At 45.3% G+C, this 17,283-nt stretch carries 16 protein-coding genes; 9 read left to right on the top strand and 7 right to left on the bottom strand.

What is annotated here, in order from left to right; translation table 11 throughout:
* Positions 1 to 46: 46 nt before the first annotated feature.
* Together NSQ58_RS18320 and NSQ58_RS18325 are read right to left on the bottom strand one after the other, a co-directional pair.
* The gene (locus NSQ58_RS18320; RefSeq protein ID WP_023987138.1) at positions 47 to 937 is read right to left on the bottom strand and encodes a shikimate dehydrogenase; all 891 of its coding nucleotides are present in this window, start codon (positions 935 to 937) and stop codon (positions 47 to 49) included.
* Between the two features lie 29 nt (positions 938 to 966).
* Positions 967 to 2,157 (bottom strand): MFS transporter, encoded by a 1,191-nt coding sequence (locus NSQ58_RS18325; RefSeq protein ID WP_076160067.1) that lies wholly within the window; start codon positions 2,155 to 2,157, stop codon positions 967 to 969.
* Between the two features lie 216 nt (positions 2,158 to 2,373).
* Between NSQ58_RS18325 and NSQ58_RS18330 the strand changes: the two genes are divergently transcribed.
* From NSQ58_RS18330 to aroD, 3 genes are all read left to right on the top strand, one after another.
* A complete protein-coding gene (locus tag NSQ58_RS18330; RefSeq protein ID WP_023987140.1) occupies positions 2,374 to 3,285 on the top strand; it encodes a LysR family transcriptional regulator in 912 nt (303 codons plus the stop codon).
* Between the two features lie 130 nt (positions 3,286 to 3,415).
* The gene (locus NSQ58_RS18335) at positions 3,416 to 4,678 is read left to right on the top strand and encodes an MFS transporter (RefSeq protein ID WP_340959960.1); all 1,263 of its coding nucleotides are present in this window, start codon (positions 3,416 to 3,418) and stop codon (positions 4,676 to 4,678) included.
* A 103-nt stretch (positions 4,679 to 4,781) separates the two neighbouring features.
* Complete coding sequence (aroD, locus tag NSQ58_RS18340; RefSeq protein WP_071559254.1) at positions 4,782 to 5,546, top strand: type I 3-dehydroquinate dehydratase; 765 nt, start codon at positions 4,782 to 4,784, stop codon at positions 5,544 to 5,546.
* Between the two features lie 103 nt (positions 5,547 to 5,649).
* Here the strand turns inward: aroD and NSQ58_RS18345 are convergent, their stop codons facing one another.
* Positions 5,650 to 6,222 (bottom strand): shikimate kinase, encoded by a 573-nt coding sequence (locus tag NSQ58_RS18345; RefSeq protein WP_023987143.1) that lies wholly within the window; start codon positions 6,220 to 6,222, stop codon positions 5,650 to 5,652.
* Between the two features lie 554 nt (positions 6,223 to 6,776).
* Here NSQ58_RS18345 and NSQ58_RS18350 point away from each other — a divergent pair.
* From NSQ58_RS18350 to NSQ58_RS18360, 3 genes are all read left to right on the top strand, one after another.
* On the top strand, positions 6,777 to 7,469 hold the full coding sequence (locus tag NSQ58_RS18350; protein WP_023987144.1) for a pectate lyase: 693 nt from the start codon (positions 6,777 to 6,779) through the stop codon (positions 7,467 to 7,469).
* Positions 7,470 to 7,604: 135 nt separating this feature from the next.
* Positions 7,605 to 8,642, top strand: a complete 1,038-nt coding sequence (locus NSQ58_RS18355) for an aminoglycoside phosphotransferase family protein (protein WP_175405209.1) — start codon at positions 7,605 to 7,607, stop codon at positions 8,640 to 8,642.
* A gap of 54 nt (positions 8,643 to 8,696) precedes the next feature.
* Entirely contained in the window at positions 8,697 to 9,695 is a 999-nt protein-coding gene (locus NSQ58_RS18360) for a glycosyltransferase (protein WP_023987146.1), read from the top strand.
* A 120-nt stretch (positions 9,696 to 9,815) separates the two neighbouring features.
* On the opposite strand, the gene NSQ58_RS18365 is transcribed toward NSQ58_RS18360, so the two are convergent.
* Positions 9,816 to 10,301 carry a DUF1036 domain-containing protein gene (locus NSQ58_RS18365; RefSeq protein ID WP_175405210.1) on the bottom strand — a complete coding sequence of 162 codons (486 nt, stop codon included), beginning with the start codon at positions 10,299 to 10,301 and terminating at the stop codon, positions 9,816 to 9,818.
* Positions 10,302 to 10,430: 129 nt separating this feature from the next.
* A complete protein-coding gene (locus NSQ58_RS18370; RefSeq protein WP_076295781.1) occupies positions 10,431 to 11,639 on the bottom strand; it encodes an MFS transporter in 1,209 nt (402 codons plus the stop codon).
* A gap of 217 nt (positions 11,640 to 11,856) precedes the next feature.
* Between NSQ58_RS18370 and cysK the strand changes: the two genes are divergently transcribed.
* Complete coding sequence (gene cysK, locus NSQ58_RS18375; protein ID WP_341057978.1) at positions 11,857 to 12,780, top strand: cysteine synthase A; 924 nt, start codon at positions 11,857 to 11,859, stop codon at positions 12,778 to 12,780.
* Between the two features lie 132 nt (positions 12,781 to 12,912).
* Entirely contained in the window at positions 12,913 to 13,890 is a 978-nt protein-coding gene (locus NSQ58_RS18380) for an aldo/keto reductase (protein WP_023987149.1), read from the top strand.
* 156 nt (positions 13,891 to 14,046) lie between these two features.
* On the opposite strand, the gene NSQ58_RS18385 is transcribed toward NSQ58_RS18380, so the two are convergent.
* A complete protein-coding gene (locus tag NSQ58_RS18385; protein WP_341057979.1) occupies positions 14,047 to 14,847 on the bottom strand; it encodes a WYL domain-containing protein in 801 nt (266 codons plus the stop codon).
* A complete protein-coding gene (locus NSQ58_RS18390; protein ID WP_103744811.1) occupies positions 14,822 to 16,147 on the bottom strand; it encodes a helix-turn-helix transcriptional regulator in 1,326 nt (441 codons plus the stop codon). The genes NSQ58_RS18385 and NSQ58_RS18390 overlap by 26 nt, the downstream gene beginning before the upstream one ends.
* 316 nt (positions 16,148 to 16,463) lie before the next feature.
* Between NSQ58_RS18390 and NSQ58_RS18395 the strand changes: the two genes are divergently transcribed.
* Positions 16,464 to 17,282 carry a nucleotidyltransferase domain-containing protein gene (locus tag NSQ58_RS18395; RefSeq protein WP_341057980.1) on the top strand — a complete coding sequence of 273 codons (819 nt, stop codon included), beginning with the start codon at positions 16,464 to 16,466 and terminating at the stop codon, positions 17,280 to 17,282.
* Position 17,283 lies beyond the last annotated feature (1 nt).

The raw sequence follows: 17,283 nt of genomic DNA on the forward strand, positions 1-17,283 counted from the left end.
AATAGAAGGAATTCATTGCTTGATGCGTTTGTTAGTAGCTTTATGTTTACAGCTTGTCAGCAAAAAGCTGTTCTTTAATATAAGCGACTGGCATTTCTTGGCCTGTCCACAGTTCGAAGGCAAGTGCGCCCTGCCACAGCATCATGCCCAGACCGTTAATGGCAGTTGCACCTACGGATTCGGCTTGTTCCATCAACTTGGATTTAGCTGGGCTGTACACTACATCGGTTACGATCAGGTCGGAACGAAGCATGGACACATCTTCAATCACACTTTTGCCTTCCAGTGGTTTCATACCAACACCTGTACCGTTAGCGAGAATGTGACTTGTGCGGATCTCTTCACGTAGCTGTTCTTGATTTTCCAATGGATAGATATTCGCCTTAACTTGGGTGTGTTTCATATCTTCATTAATAATACGGACATTCTCTTCTGCACGAGCAAAGAACTGATCGTTACGGGCAAAGATTGAAATTTCAGCCAGACCTGCTTGAGCCGCTTCAATAGCAATCGGTGTAGCTGCGCCGCCAGAGCCCACAAGTGTCATTTTCTTGCCTTTCAGGTCAATGCCGTGTTCACGCAAGTTACGAACATAACCAGATCCATCTGTACTGTAGCCTTTCAGTTTACCATCTGTGTTCACGACGGTGTTGACGGCACCTGTAAATTTAGCGCTGTCGTCCAGCTCGTCAAGATACTGTAGAATAGCTGTTTTATTAGGCATAGACACGTTATAACCGCGTATGTTCAGAGCGCGCATCCCCCGTACCACTTCTTCAAGTTGTTCATTTCCTACTTCAAAGGCCATATACGCATTATTCAGGCCCAGCTTTTCAAACGCAAGATTATGCATAGCCGGGGACAAAGAGTGTCCGATTGGTGTAGCAAGCAGTCCGATTAGTTGTGTTCTTCCGTCAATACGTCCAGCATTTTTCATGATATAAGCCTCCAAGTAATCTGTGTAGTTTAATGAAATACTTTTTTATATCGATAAGCAACAAACACGGCCAGCAAAATACTGACTACAGCAATCGCAATATCCAGAATGAATACCGAGGTAATTCCCAAACTTTTGGACATGCCCCCGGTAGCCAAAGGCATCAGGATGAACGAAAGACTGGCTGCTATGTTCACGAGAGAAGTCGTAGTGCCTTTGTTCTTGCGGAAAAATTCCGTCATAACCGTGAGGGCAATTTGGAATATGCCTGCGGTAGACAAGCCGATCAAGAATGAACTGATCAAAGTAGCGACAGGATTGTGCCATGTAATTAAAGCCAACAAAGAAAGTAGGGCAATAAGCGGATATACAATCATGACAGTAATCGGTTTAATGAATTTACCAAGTACCACTGCTAACAAAATAACGGAAACCAATGAACCTATACTATAGTAGCTCAGCAGTTTAATGGCACTGGCTTTGTCCATGCCCAGGGCCTCTTGTCCAAAGGTAGGAAGCCATAGCTGCACGATCATGAACAATACAGTAGAAGTAAAACCGATAATAATCAGAGATAAACCTTCTTGCCAAAACTTAGGCTCGCTGCGGAAAGTATCTGTGGATTGAGCAGCCTCGGTTGGAGCCTTTTGTTCCTCAGCTTTGTGGTTGGGGAAAGCTGTCATCGATAAGAAGATACCGTTCAGCAGATAAATCCCTGCTGGAATAAAGAAGGAATATCCATAGAACATATCGTGATTAATAAAGAATGCAATCATGAACGGAATCACAATAGCACCGATAGAGATGGATGCTTTGACCAGTACAGTTGCAGATCCAGCTTTTTTTCCAAAGCCTTCAATTAATGCAGGATACGTTCCTGAATCCATCATAGAGTTGCAAAGCCCTGCGATAATGGCAAACACGAATGCCAGCGAATAGTTAGGTGCAAGCGGAATGCCAATCAGAAAGATTAAATAAGCAAATGATGCAATAACAATGAGTGGTTTTCTTCCGTATTTGTCTGACATTTTTCCGGCTACCCCGAGAGCGAGCAGCTTACCGATCCCAATCGCGGACACCAGATAGCCGATGGCTGCTTTATCCGTGTTCAATTGGACGGTCAGGAAGCTCATATTCGACGAGAGAATAACATTGATCATACCCAGAAGAAAATAGTTGATGTAAAGCCCTGCTGCCATTCTGATATAAGGATTTTTCATAAGTGTAACTCCCAACTTAAATTTTAGATCAATGGCCTAGGTAGGCATCGTCCAGCGGTATTGCATTACGCCTACAGATAAGTGAAATTATTCACATTCTTTCTATGTCATTATTATATAAGGAGTGTTATTATAAATCCAATGCATATTTCTATCGTTTTTCATAGTTTGGGTCTATAATTTAAAATATGAATTAAAGAAGGAGATTACATAATTATGAACCTGAAGCACTTACAATATTTTCGTGTACTTGCTGAGATGGAGCATTTTACCCAGGCAGCTATGCGACTATGTATTACTCAGCCCAGTTTAAGTCATGCGATTTCAGAATTAGAAAAAGATTTGGGAGTTCATCTGTTCGAGAAGCAGGGGAGAAATATTCGGTTAAACAAATACGGACGATTTTTCCTGAAGTATGTGGAGCACGCGATGGATGAATTAGAAAAGGGAGAACACAATTTACGGGAGCTAGTGAGTCCAAGCCATGGAAATATAGATTTGGCGTTCATTTACACGTTAGGCTCACACTTCATTCCAGCGATCATTCAGGCCTTTTCAGCTCTAGATGCCCGTAAAGATATCTCCTTTTCGTTTCACCAAGGGAATACGAACGATATTATCAAGGGGCTGAAGCAGGAACATTATGATGTGGCGTTCTGCTCTCACATGGAAAATGAACCGGATGTGGAGTTTATTCCGTTGGCTCAGCAGGAACTGGTTGTCATTGTTTCGCCTGATCATCCACTGGCGACTCTAGACCAAATTGATCTCAAGGATACAGCGGATTATCCGGTGATCTTCTTCAACAAAAAGAGTGGGGTTCGGCCCATTATTGAGAATTTGTTTGTCAAAGCGGGCGTCACGCCACAGATTATTTGCGAGATTGAAGAGGATACAGCAATGGCAGGGCTGGTGTCTGTCAATTACGGAATTGGGGTTATGCCTCGAATTTCATCGTTAGATTATTTTAACGTCAAAACATTGCCTATTGTAAATCCAGAATACGAGCGTTTTATCTACCTGGCCAGCATCAAAAATAGATATTTATCCCCGGCAGTAGTGGACTTTCGGAACTTTGCACTAAGCTACGGCAAGGAGTTTTATCTGAAAACGCATCAGCGCGTCTAGGTTGGGGTCCCGCAATATTTAAACTTGATAAATCTTAAAATGTGTTCTATACTTCATCATCGACACAGGTAATGTGAAATGATTCACATTTTTAATACTACAAGACTTACTTACAAAAGCAGGTGAATTCATGATGAAACGTTCTTCTTTTCCAGTGGCGACAGGCCTTTATGTAAACTATCTTTTGTTCGGCATGTTTAATATTATGCTGGCGTCCCACATGTCCTTTTTAACAGAGCATTTGCATACAGATCAGACGGGCATCAGTCTCTTGGTTTCTGCGATGGGATTTGGCAGGCTGTTTACGCTGTACATATCCGGGGTGCTCTCCGATCGTTATGGTCGTAAGCCGTTTATTGTGGTAGCAGGGCTACTAATGGCTGTATTCTTGGTCGGTATACCGCTAAGTCCCAGCTTTGAGATGGCGATCGTACTGGCTGTGCTGGCAGGCGTAGCGAATTCTTTTCTTGATTCAGGTACTTATCCAGCGCTGATCGAAGCTTTTCCCCAATCCTCTGGTTCGGCTACAGTGTTGGTAAGAGGTTTTATATCCATCGGGGCGGCATTTTTACCGTTAATGATTATCTTTTTTATGAATCACGACATTTTCTACGGATTCTCTTTCTTTTTACCAGCCCTCATATTTACTTTGAATGCAATCTACTTGTTCAGAATGAAGTTTCCAGACATGCGGGTTCAGTCACCCAAGGAGCCAGTTGGTGATACTTCTGTATCGAGCGTTGAGCAAGCGGGAAAATTGGAGGCAAATGATCGGAGTAAGCCGCGGTTTTGGCAGGAAGGAGTATGCCTTATCTTGCTCGGATTTACCGGACCTACCTTGCTTTATATTGTGCAATTATGGTTGCCTACTTTTGGACAACAGTTTATCGGTATGACCCAATCAGAGTCTCTCAGATTATTAGTTTATTACAATGTCGGTTCACTGATTTCCGTGTTTGTATTGGTAATTGTGTTAAGAAAATGGGTTAAACCTGTTCACATTATTCTTATTTATCCATGTATTTCCCTGTTGGCTTTTGGAGCGCTTCTCCTATTCAAGTCAGGGGCGGCGGCCATTATTTGTGCGAGTGTCATTGGGTTTTCAATATCAGGTGTACTTCAGCTGACATTAACCGTAATGAGTGAATTTTTTAGTCAACGAAAAGGACAGATTACCGGGTTTGTGTATACAGCAACCTCGCTGTCATACACGGTCATTCCTGTGTTTACAGGCTTTCTTTTGAAACATTCTCAGATATCGAGTGTTTTTATGCTAGCTATTATTGTGAATGTGCTAGGGATCGTACTAGCGGTGTTTGTTAATTTTCGGTACAGTTTAGTTTTTCCAGCAAGTCGCAAATTGTCCCCTAAAATCGTACTTGATACCAAATAAATGACGACTGGACCTAATCATCTGCATGCTTATTCAGAATGCGTTATACTATGAATTATTGTACATGTTCGACTTGAAACTGTAATTTGGGAGTGAGATAGAGATGGCTAAAATCGTAAAGGTGAAAGATGTTCTGATCGGTGAAGGAGCGCCAAAAATTTGTGTGCCCATGGTGGGAGAAACGTTGGAGCAGTTGAAGGAAGAGGCCACTTATTTACGTACGCTCGACCTGGATATCGTGGAGTGGAGAGTCGATTTTTTCGAGCATGTGGAGGATCTGGAAAAGGTTAAAGCTGCCTTACATGAAATTCGGTCTATTTTAGCAAATGTTCCGCTCGTATTTACGTTCCGTAGCGCTCGGGAAGGCGGAGAAAAGGAAATCAGTGCAGCGAGTTATGTGGAATTGAACCGTACAGTAGCCGAAACGGGGCAAGTCGAACTTATTGATGTAGAGCTTTTTAATGAGGAAGCTGATGTGAAGACGCTGGTAGAAGCAGCACATAAGCATAACGTATATGTGATTATATCTAATCATGATTTTCATAAGACGCCGTCGAAGGAGGAGATTGTGTCCCGGTTACGTAAGGCGCAGGAATTGGGAGGCGATCTGCCTAAGATAGCAGTGATGCCAACCAATACAGCCGATGTGCTCACTTTGCTGGATGCCACGCGTACCATGGCAGAAGAGCATGCAGATCGGCCGATTATTACGATGTCGATGGCGGGGAAAGGTGTTGTGAGCCGCCTGACCGGAGAAGTGTTTGGTTCGGCTCTGACCTTTGGTGCTGCTAAGAAAGCTTCCGCACCGGGGCAGATTCCTGTCACTGAACTGAGAGAGATATTGACGGTGCTGCATAACCATTCTTAAAAGATGGATAGGCATTACTCGCTAGTCAGTAATATATCCGCAGTGAACCAAAAAGGAAGGCCCCCATGCGGTAAGCATGCGAGCCCTCCTTTTTGTGTAACTCTTAATTCAATCCCCGAGTAGGTTCATACAACTCCCAACCTAGATTCAGCGTTTGAATAATATAGTCTGCGACTTCTTCCGCATCCAACTGATCCGTATCGATCTTGGAGTGATTCACCGCGTAAATGTCCTGTCTGGAACGGAAGAGATCCTCAATTTCCCCTAAAGTCTTGTTTTGTAGATTGGGACGGGTGTCAATCAGCATCTTGAGCCGATCTTTCCAGGAATCCCAATTTAAATCCAAGAAGAAAACAATCGATGAAGCCAAACAAGCTTGCTTCACCTCTTCCTGTAAAAATGCACCACCGCCAACGGAAATGATTTTGAGGCGTGTGTTGCTGCATAGCTTCAAAATATGCTCTTTTTCAATCTCACGGAAACGCTTCTCTCCATAAGTTTTGAAAATCTCTGTTGTTGGCATGTTGTATTCTCGTTCAATCTCCTGGTCAATATCCACGAAATCGCGATACAGCTTGCGCGCTAGATGGGAACCGATCGTTGTTTTGCCTACACCCATAAAGCCGATGAGCACAATATTTTGTTCTTTTAATGGAATCTCACTATTGTTTTGCACGATAACCACTCTTTTCTCACCAGTAATGTTGAGATGTGACGCTTCAAAGCACTAAATACATTATACGTTCATCAAACGTGTCATTCAATAGTATAGACTACATCAAAAATGAGGTATAGAACGAAATAAGGTTCTGATTACCATTGTAGTGACATAGAGCACGCATTAGAGACTAGATACTCAGTAATTTGATGCGTAAATTGTCAAAAAATAAACTTGTACAAGTATAAAAGAGGCAATATTGTGTACTTAATTGAAAAAAAGGACATATTTTGGCGGAAAATATATTGAAATTACTGGAAGTATGATTATAATAGAGTTATGCAAATTGTAAATGTAATCGCTCTATTTACAATTTGTGCTTTATATTAATTAGGAGACAAAATTGCTTTGAACCAAAAACCAAGTATACATATGCAAATAGTTAAATAACGACTTTTAGACGTGTATCGGTCAATGGGTTCATTGTACGAAGGTGGTGATACGGTCTACGCGCTCTAGTCAACGAAGAATTGACAAGAATAAAAAAATATCTACGAGAGGGATGAATTGAAATGAAAACAAACACAGCTAAAGTATTGAAAAAGGGAATCAGTATCGCTTTATCAGGAATGTTGGTCGCTTTATTTGTCGGCAATTATTCTGCACATGCAGCTCCAGAAGTCGTTCATAAGACCATACTTGTTAAAGCTGGAGAAGTATACGATGGTAAAGGCAAGACTGTAGTGGCTGATCCCGATACCTTGGGAGACGGAAGCCAGAAAGAGGCTCAAAAGCCTATTTTCAAGCTTGAAAATAATGCAACTTTGAAAAATGTGATCATCGCTGCCCCTGCTGCGGATGGTGTACATGTGTATGGCAACGGAACTATTTCCAACGTAACGTGGGAGGATGTAGGTGAAGATGCCTTGACGCTTAAAGAGCCAGGCACGGTAAACATTACGGGCGGTGGAGCGTTCCATGCGTACGATAAAGTATTCCAAATTAATGCCGAAGGCACGATTAACATTAAGAACTTTAGAGCCGATGATATCGGAAAGTTGGTTCGCCAACTTGGGGGCTCTACATTCAGAGTGAATATGACTTTGGATAACTCGGATATTTCCAACGTTAAGGATTCAATTCTGAGATCGGACGGTCCTAACAGCAAAGCTAAAATTACGAACACTCGTTATCACAATGTGAAACAATTGTTCAAAGGCTTTAAATCCAGTAATACGAGCGAGTCCGGCAATACTCAATATTAATCGGAGTAAGATAGGAGTAGAGATATGATAAGGGGCTGTCCAACAGGTCTTGTGATCTGATTGGACAAGCCTCTTTTTTGGTACGGCGAGTTTCCCCAAGATGATCTGGACTTCGTTCGGAACGAGGACTGTGATATGATCGTGCTATTACATTTTATACAAAAAAGTTGGGTAGCTATGAATCCTTTTCATCAATATGTGAATGTTGACGGCACTTTGAATGATACGCTGGCGCGGAATCGTGAAATTTTATATACAGGTACGAATGGTCGGCATGTGGAACGTTTTTACGTGTCTTCCTCTGAAAGTTATATATTCAAACCTCTAACCAACGATGATCAGGAGGGGCGGGAGAGATGGGTGTACGAGCATGTGCTTCCTGCGTTATCACCAATCTATCCCCGATTGCTAGCCTGGTCTGACGCAGACGCGGATGGCGGAGGAGAATGGATGGTTTTTGAGGACCTTGGTCCGTTACATCATCTACACGCAGACGAAACCCTGTTACGGGCTATTGGACTTGTTGCATGGTGGCATGCTTTGCCGACGGATCGTTTTGCTGGAATGCCGCTGCGGGGACCGAAGCCACTCATTCAGGAGATGGTTTCCGAGCTATACACGCGCAAGCCGGATGTGTTAAAGCTTTGCAGCTCACTGGGATTATCTAAGCAACAGATGCAGCGTATGTATGTACAGCTGGAGCATTTATCTTTTTCACAGCAGCTAGTACTGTCTCATGGTGATCTTCATCCGGGGAACTATGCGCTGAGCGGGGAACGGCTTATGGTACTGGATTGGGAGCATGCTCATCTGAACACACCGCTGTGGGATGTATATCACCTGATCGACATGTCCCATCCGTTGTTTCCCCGACGGATGACGTCCGAATTGCGTATTCGTATACTGGACACATACGTGGAGCAGCTGGAGCTGTTGGGGATAAGAGTGGATCGAACGGCATTTATGCTGGAATATGGCATGTTTGCGGTGGTATTTTCGCTCTGGATGCTGTTGTTAATCACAAGTGATTTGCAAAGGATTGGAACGAACCTGCATAGAAACGGCGATAAATGGTCAAAAGAGCAATTAGAGTCCCAGTTGGATGAAACGTTAGCCTGTTTGAACCAATGTGCAGCGATGATGGATTGGGGACAAGCCCAACAATGTAGATAGTAGCTTAAGACATAGACTGTATTTAGTTAGTAAAAGAAGGTGGGAAATAAATCCATGAAAAAAGTCGGTTTGGTCATGAGAAAAATACAATTTGCTGAAGCACAGGGTCCTCGTATTTTTGCAGAACGTCTGAAGCAGATCGGGTTGGAATTGGGGGTGGACATCGTATTTGTATCACCAGAGCGCCATGTGAGCAGCCATGACTGGCTTCCGGGCTATGAGCACGAAAAGGGCGACTTGGTCAACTATGACGTCGTACTGGACCAACTCCATGAGCAGCAGATTGAGCACGTTATTTATACGGTATCTGGCTTTACCTATTTGAACATGTTTTTTAAAAACAGCGTGCTTTTTCCGCATAGTTTTCCTGATCCGGCACTTACAGGCTACGAGATGATGAAGCCTTTTTATCAGATCGTGGACAAGGCTATCGTACAGACTGCCTTTCTCAAGCAGGAGATGGCTTCGAAGTTTGGCGTAACCGACGTGACAGTCATCCCGATCGGATTTAATGAGCGGCTGGTGGAAAAGCATTTTGATCCCTCGCAAGTGGTAGAGAACCGGGTGATGTGGATTGGTAGAGATGAGGAGAACCGACGTCCGGATTTGGTGCTGGAGTATGCGAGGCATAATCCTGACAAGGATGTCTATATGGTATTTGGCGGTGAACGCTACAAGGAAAGTATGAAGAAGTACGATATCCCGGACAATGTTAAACTTCAATTTGCGTTGACGCAAGATGAGGTGTTTGCACTGATGAACACGGCAAAGGTGTATTGGAGCTGCTCCAAATTCGATACGTTCGCGATGCCACTGACCGAAGCGCTGGCTATGGGTAAAATCGTCGTGAAGCCAGAGCATCCTTGCTATGGACATATCAGCTCTACGCATTCTTTTTCAGGGAATGAGAAAAACTGGTTCGAGCTGGTCAATATGGCTGCCGCCTCACCGCGTCGGGTTTCTACAGAAAATCAGGCATACGCTATGGAAAAGTTTTCAAGTCAGGTGATGAAGCAGGGCTATCGGGACTTTTTTGATCATTGGTTAAGCTGAACGGCGAGGCAAAACACTGTGGTTGCAACAAGCGTCTGAATGTCCAGAGTGAAATAAAAATAACCCGCAAGGTGGTCACTTTTTTTCAAATATCCATCATGCGGGTTACGGTTCTTTGACTTATCGTTTGGACTTTACTGGAACCGGGGTTCCTTTTTTAAAGCGAGCCGGTCTTCTCGGAATTCTGCGAATGCCGGAGTCCTCCGATTTAGAAGGTAATGCTTTATGAGTTGTCTTTGTTGACAGTTGGCTGGTTCTGCCGAACTCGACAGTGTAACTGTCTACAGATGAGTCAATGGAAAGTCTACGCATCCCCACTCGTCTGGATGATCCGCTACTATAGTTCCAACACCAATGAAAATCACTGCTAGTGCTTCTCGGAAGCCGTGTGCGGTACGTACCACGCCACGAATTGGAGTGATCTTCAGCATAATAATAGAATGTGGTTCCCCCGACAGAACCGCTCCATACTTCTCTCGTATCACCAGTTTCTATCCGATACCAGCCCATTTTAGAATAATTGGTGGGATGACAGTCGGAACTAGGATAAGCATAGGCGGCATAGATGGTATTACTCGTGTTGTTTGTAAAAAAAAGGCTCATCATACACACTTCTTTCCTCATAAATTTGTATTACAATGTCATACTATGAGGAATTTAGAAGAAGAGAGTGGACAATATCTCTCAATCTATGAAAAATGAACCAATCGTTTACGTCCAACTTGCTAAATGATTCTATGTCTGTATCTCCGCTATCGCTTCAGTATGAGCCGTCTTGCGATCCTCAATGTAGCTAACTATCATGAGTAGCAGACCGCCGACAGTGATTAGCGATGCAACCCATGGAATAGCGGCTAGCCCCATTTGATTAATAACAACTCCCCCGATAAAAGCACCGCCTGCGTTGCCCAGATTTAATGCGGAATGGCTGGAGGTAGAGGCAAGTAAAGGAGCCTCATAGGCCAGATTCATGATGCGAACCTGAATACCCGGCATGATGCCGAACGCAGCAATGCCCCAGATAAAGACCGTGATGACGGCCAATACCTTGCTTTGAAGCGTAAATGTCAGAATGGCCAAAATAATAGCCAGCACAGCATAGTTTGCGATCAGGGATGGAAGTAGTTTCCAATCTGCGAGCTTGCCGCCAACGATGTTGCCGATCGTTACCCCTAGGCCAAACAGGACGAGAATCCAGGTAATGCTATGCTCGGCAAAGCCACTAATATCCGTAAGCAAAGGCGTAATGTACGTAAAGACAGTGAACAGGCTACCACAACCGACTGCACCTGTGAGCAGCATCAGTAGCACTTTTGGATTAAACAGGCTTTTGACTTCTTGTTTGAGACTGGAAGGCTTGTCCTGATGAATCACCGGAATGTAGCGAATGATACCAAAGAGAGAAATCAAGCCGATGACCACAATGGCTCCAAAGGAAGCACGCCAGCCGAGCTGTTGTCCGATAAAGGTACCAAAGGGCACGCCAATAATGTTCGCCACGGTCAAACCGGTCAGCACCATAGAAATAGCACCCGCGCGCTTGTCAGGACGAACCAGTCTGGCAGCGATCAGGGAACCGGCTCCCAAAAAGGTTCCGTGCGATAATGCAGTAGCCATACGGGCCGCAATCAGAAGTTCGTAATTGGGAGCAATGACGGAAAAAAGATTGCCTAAAATGAATATGGTCATTAGGAGGCATAGCAGCTTTTTCTGCGGTACCTTATGGGTTAATACGGTAAGCACAGGTGCGCCAATGGCCACACCAAGCGCGTAACTGGTGATTAACTGCCCGGCTTGCGGAATCGTAACATGAAGATCATGGGCTACATTGGGCAGAAGTCCCATAATGACGAATTCGGTCATGCCGATGGCGAAGGCACCAAGGGTCAACCATAGCAAGGAGGGGGGGAAGCGATTTGCTGTCATATTTTCTTGATTACTCATAAGTGTCTTGTATCCTCCTGAAAAAATAGTAATGCGAGTATATCATTACAGGCGATATCTGGCGACCCATTTTGCAAGAATTTTACATACTAAGTTGATAAGTTTTATGTAATTTACAAAAGCGACAGGTAGGAAGGAGCCAAGTATGTTATTTTGGTAGTATGATATTAAGATCGTAAAATGACGCTGTAAGGAACGATCCAAGGAGGATATAACAATGGCACCTAAAGTGGTACATAGTATTACAGATTTAATAGGAGATACACCTTGTGTAAGACTCCAACGGCTCACACGGCCGCAGGATGCGGAAGTGTATGTGAAGCTGGAGTATTTTAATCCAAGCGGCAGTGTTAAAGATCGGGCGGCGGGCAATCTGATTGCCGAGGCGGAAAAGGCAGGACATCTAAAGCCGGGAGGCACCATTATTGAGCCGACGAGTGGCAACACGGGAATTGGTCTTGCGATGAATGCGGCAGCCCGAGGTTACCGTGCAATTTTGGTGATGCCTTCGAATATGACGAAGGAACGGATCAATATTTTGAAAGCCTACGGGGCTGAGGTCGTACTGACACCAGCGGAAGAACGGATGCCAGGAGCGATTCGCAAGGCATTCGAACTGGGGGCTGAAATTGAAGGGAGTTTTATCCCGCATCAATTTGAAAATGAGGCAAATCCCGATATCCATCGTATGACCACAGCACTTGAAATTTTGGAACAGACGGAAGGAAAGCTGGATGTGTTCGTCGCTTCTTCGGGAACGGGCGGTACCATTACGGGAACAGGTGAAGTGCTGCGTCAGCATTTGCCGGATCTGCGGATTGTTGTAGTTGAGCCGAAGGGCTCGCCAGTGCTATCTGGAGGAAAACCCGGTCCACATAAGCTGGTTGGCACCAGTCCAGGCTTTGTTCCCACCGTGCTGAATACGGAAGTGTATGACGAAATCGTGCAGGTTTCCGATGAGGATGCGATTGCAATGACACGGGCGATTGCTGCCCAGGAAGGGATTCTGGTTGGCCCCTCTAGCGGAGCTACGATATGGACGGCGATTCAGGAAGCTCGGCGTTTGGGAGCAGGCAAACGGGTACTTTGCATTGCCCCGGATACCGGAGAGCGTTATCTGAGCATGGGGATATTCGGATAAAAAGATGTGGATTGGGACCAAAGTGATACACGACCGTAAGTAAGTGGTAAAATAGGTGTGTGATAGCGGTTTCACGAACTATTCATATGTGGATAAAGCAGGGAATATTTTGAGGGTTGAAGGAGGAGCAGCATGAAGATTATGCCTTTACAGAAACGTGGAATCTCCGATAGTCGGCTGGCGCTCGGTTGTATGCCTTTTGGTGGAGAATGGAGCCATGCACCGTTTACGCAGGCGCATGTCGTTGAAGCGGAAAGAGCTGTAGAAGCTGCACAATCCATTGGGATTACGATGTTCGATCATGCGGATATCTATCGTATGGGGAAAGCGGAAGAAATTTTCGGTCGGGTTTTAAAGGGACAGCCGGGCTTGCGTGAACAAATCGTAATTCAGTCCAAATGCGGCATTTTTCTGCCGGATGGTACGCTCCCGGGCCGTTTTGATTTCTCATATGCACATATTATGGAGTCCGTGGATGGTATTCTGAAGCGTCTGGGTACGGAATATTTGGACATCCTGCTGCTGCATCGCCCCGATCCGCTGGTAGAGCCGGAAGAAGTAGCGAAGGCGTTCAGCGAGCTTAAGACGTCTGGCAAAGTACGGCATTTTGGCGTTTCCAATATGAATGTAAGCCAAATTCGGTTTCTGGAGCGGAGCCTAACGGAGCCGCTGATCGCTAATCAGCTGGAAATGAGCCTGGCGCATCTGCATTTTGTAGATCAGACAGTACATGTGAACCAGCAGGCGGGGACGAATGTACATTTTGGCGAAGGTTTGCTGGAATATTGCCAAACCGAGGATATTCAGCTCCAAGCCTGGGGACCGCTGGCGCAGGGACGTTTTAGCGGAGGTTCTTTGAAAGGGGAGCCTGAGCATGTCGTTAAGACGGCAGAGCTGGTGCAGAAGCTGGCTTCTGAAAAGGAAACGACACGTGAAGCGATCGTCCTTGGCTGGCTTATGAAACATCCGGCACGGATTCAGCCTGTCATTGGCAGCGCCAATCCTGAACGAATCAAGGCATGTCAGGATGCGGAACGCCAGAGTGAGCTGATGACCCGTGAGGAATGGTACGAATTGTACGTCAGTGCGCGCGGACAAGCCTTGCCATAAACTCGTACTGCGGACCCGTTTGTTACAGCAGGCGTATGTGGATGTAAGTGTATGACTTCGTTTATACGAACCGTAGTTTAATAGGCCCTCCCTTCGTCTCATTAACAGACGGAGGGAGGGCTATTTACATGGCTGCATCTCATATTGTCTCAGCAGCTATTCCTCTTCGTAGCGTGCAAGGGCCTTGGCCGTTGTTTCCTTCATTCGTGAAATCAGCCGGGAGCCTTGGACGACCTTGACACGTTTGCCAAGGAAACGGATTTTGGATAGTACATATTCACATTCGTCTGCCTGGAAAGTGAGCGTAATACGATAGGTATCTGCTTCCTGAACATATTCGACTTCTTTTTCAAAGCAGGAAAAAGCATATAAAATACGGGACATTTCTCCGTTGTATACAGGAATAATTTCGATGATGCCCTGTTCTTTGCGCGACTCCAGTATACCGAGAATACGTTGGATGAATTTTTCGGCCTCTTCGGGTAGAAGCTCATCTTCCGTAACGTTCACGATATTAGACAGCTTGGTAGACATGAGCGCGCGGTGTCTGCGGTTATACCACAGCAGGCTCCATTCTTTTTTGACCATGGAGAACTCCAGCTTATATGGAAAACCGGACATTCGCTCATGCATGCGTCCGTTGCGCAGTTTGTAGGTCATACAGATGCCAGAACGGGATCGTAGGATCGGACGCAATGTGAGCAGAAGCGGATGATATACGGAGACAGCAGGGATACCTGCTTTTTCCCGCAAACTTCCATCGGCCTCCAGAGGCTCGTCGTCTGCGAGCATCTGCCGAAGCTTATCAAGCGTAGACGGGGTGAAAGCCTCTATTGCTGCCGAGTCTGTCAGCATAGATTGGAGCCAGACTCTTTCCTGCGATGTGGTGGCAAAAGCGCCCGATTCATCCAGCCGAGAGACGATCTGATAGTTAAATATTTTCTCGAACAGACTCATAATAGGCTTGCAGCTCCTTCCATTCCTGTCTGAATTCCTTACGTAGCCGCTGAGGCTCCAATACCTCACAGCTTGATCCGAAGCTGCGAATCCACGGTTTAATCTCGGTGATTCCATTCACTGTGATTTCATAGATAAAGGATTCACTTTCTTCCTCCGCGATCGTACCCCATTGTCCCTGTGACAGTACACGTTCCCGAATAAAGTTGCGCTTCGCGCCCTCAGGATTAAAAAAACGTACCCGTACCTTCACAGGACGACCTGTATCAACAAGCCAGCTGTACCGCATTTTTTCTTCCAACACCGCTAGCAGATCGGCATGAAACTGCTCTGGTACAGGCTTGCCCACCACCAATTGAGTCATGCCCTCCATACGAAACTTCATGATTCCTTTACCGCCTACATGACCAAGAACATACCAACGTCCATATTGATGATCATAGATGACTTGCAGGGGCAGAATGGTATGTTCACGGCCCTCCGTCTCTTTTTCAAACAGCGGGTTTGTGTTCTGTGACCCGTACATGCTTCGTTTGGACGTCGAAAAATATAAAAAAGTTACACAGCGACGTTGCCGAATGGCGTGTAGAAGCGGATGAATATGGGCTTCGTCCAGAATGCGTGAATAATAGTGGTATTTATATAAAAAAGGTTCAGCCAAATCCCGATCTCCGGCTTGACGGCGCATGGCTTTTTTTAGATGATCTCGCAACAGATATCCCTGAACAGAGGGAAGTTGGGTGTTGGCCATAATGTCTACAAAATCATATAAGTCCAGTAATTCCTCGTCCGTCAGTCCTGTCACCAGATCGTTGCGGACAGCATAGCGATAAGGTCTGCCGCCGGGTTCCTTGCGAACCACGCCGACTTCGACCAGATATTTCAGATCGGAACGAATCGTTTTCTCATCCGGCAGCGAACTGTCGGAAGGTAGCCCGTTGCAGCAAGCATCCAGCAATTCCATAGTGGTCAGAGGCTGTGACTGTAGCGCTGTCAGCAGAAGAGATAAGCGGACGCTTTCTGATTCCTTGAGCGATTTGGCCCGAAACAAGAATAGTAGTAATGGATCAGCGGATTCATAATAATTAAAGCGCAGCATTTCATTAAAATCATGTCCCTGGTCCTCAGGCAACTGCTGTTGTACGGATTGGACGATTTCCTTGAGACGCCGGATTGTTTTATCAAAGGTATGCACTGAAATACCCAGTCTGTCTGCAAATTGCTGCCGATTATAAGCGCCGCTGGTCAGTGTGAGCATGCGCAGGAATTGAATTTCTTTATCAAAACTCTCTCTCGCCATGATGCATTCCCCGTTTCTGTTGCCGTTCTCCGAAAGCAAGTATCCCTTTATTCTAACAGGGAAGGGATGCAGGAAAAAGGGAATTTATTCATCTTTGTAATACTTCCACCATGTTCACGACTTCCAAAATAAAGCATCATAGGGATATAAGATAGCACGATGAATTAAGAAGCAATACATAACAGAAGGGTGATGCAACATGTTTGGACGGGAGAGGAAACGGCTATGCGTTTTCGCCGCTTATTAATAGATGAAACGGATGAGTCGATTAGAGAACAGATTCGGGAAATACTTTAATGATAAGGGAGGGAACAACATGACAGATGTGAAGCATGGGCAGGGTTTCATTCAACCAGAAATGCGCGAAACGATTTTGCGTGAGCTGCGCGCGTTGGAGCAAGAGGAGCAAATACGTATTATATACGCCTGTGAATCAGGCAGTCGGGCATGGGGGTTTCCTTCACAGGACAGTGACTATGATGTACGATTTATCTATGTAAGACCCATAGAATGGTATTTGTCTATTTTTGATAAGCGGGATGTGATTGAGCGGCCAATCAGCAGTTTGCTGGATATGAACGGCTGGGATTTGAAAAAGGCACTCCATTTGTTTCGCAAATCCAATCCGCCTTTGCTGGAATGGCTGCAATCTCCGATTCCCTATCTGGAGCAGTATTCAGTGGCTGACCAGATTCGTGCGATATCGCCGTTAACCTTCTCTCCGAAGTCCTGTATGTACCATTATCTGAATATGGCGCGAGGAAACTATCGGGATTATTTGCAAGGAGAGCAGGTGAAGATTAAAAAGTATTTTTACGTGCTGCGCCCCCTGCTGGCTTGTGGCTGGATTGAACGTTACAACAGCATGCCTCCGATTGAATTTGGAGACTTGCTAGAGGAATTAATTCCGTCAGATACAGAACTTTATCAGGTGATCGGGCATTTGCTGCAACGTAAAAAAGCGGGCGAGGAACTGGATATTGAGCCACAGCTTTCGGTGGTGAATGATTTTATCCAGCAGCAAATTGCCTATTTTGAACAAAAGGCGCCCTTGCTTCAGCATGTGGAGAGTGGACGGGATCAGCAGTTGGATGATTTGTTCCGCGCTGCGGTGAATGAAGTATGGAAAGCATAAG

Origin of the sequence: Paenibacillus sp. FSL M7-0134 (assembly GCF_038007865.1) — a bacterium.
Taxonomy (GTDB): Bacteria; Bacillota; Bacilli; order Paenibacillales; family Paenibacillaceae; genus Paenibacillus; species Paenibacillus polymyxa_B.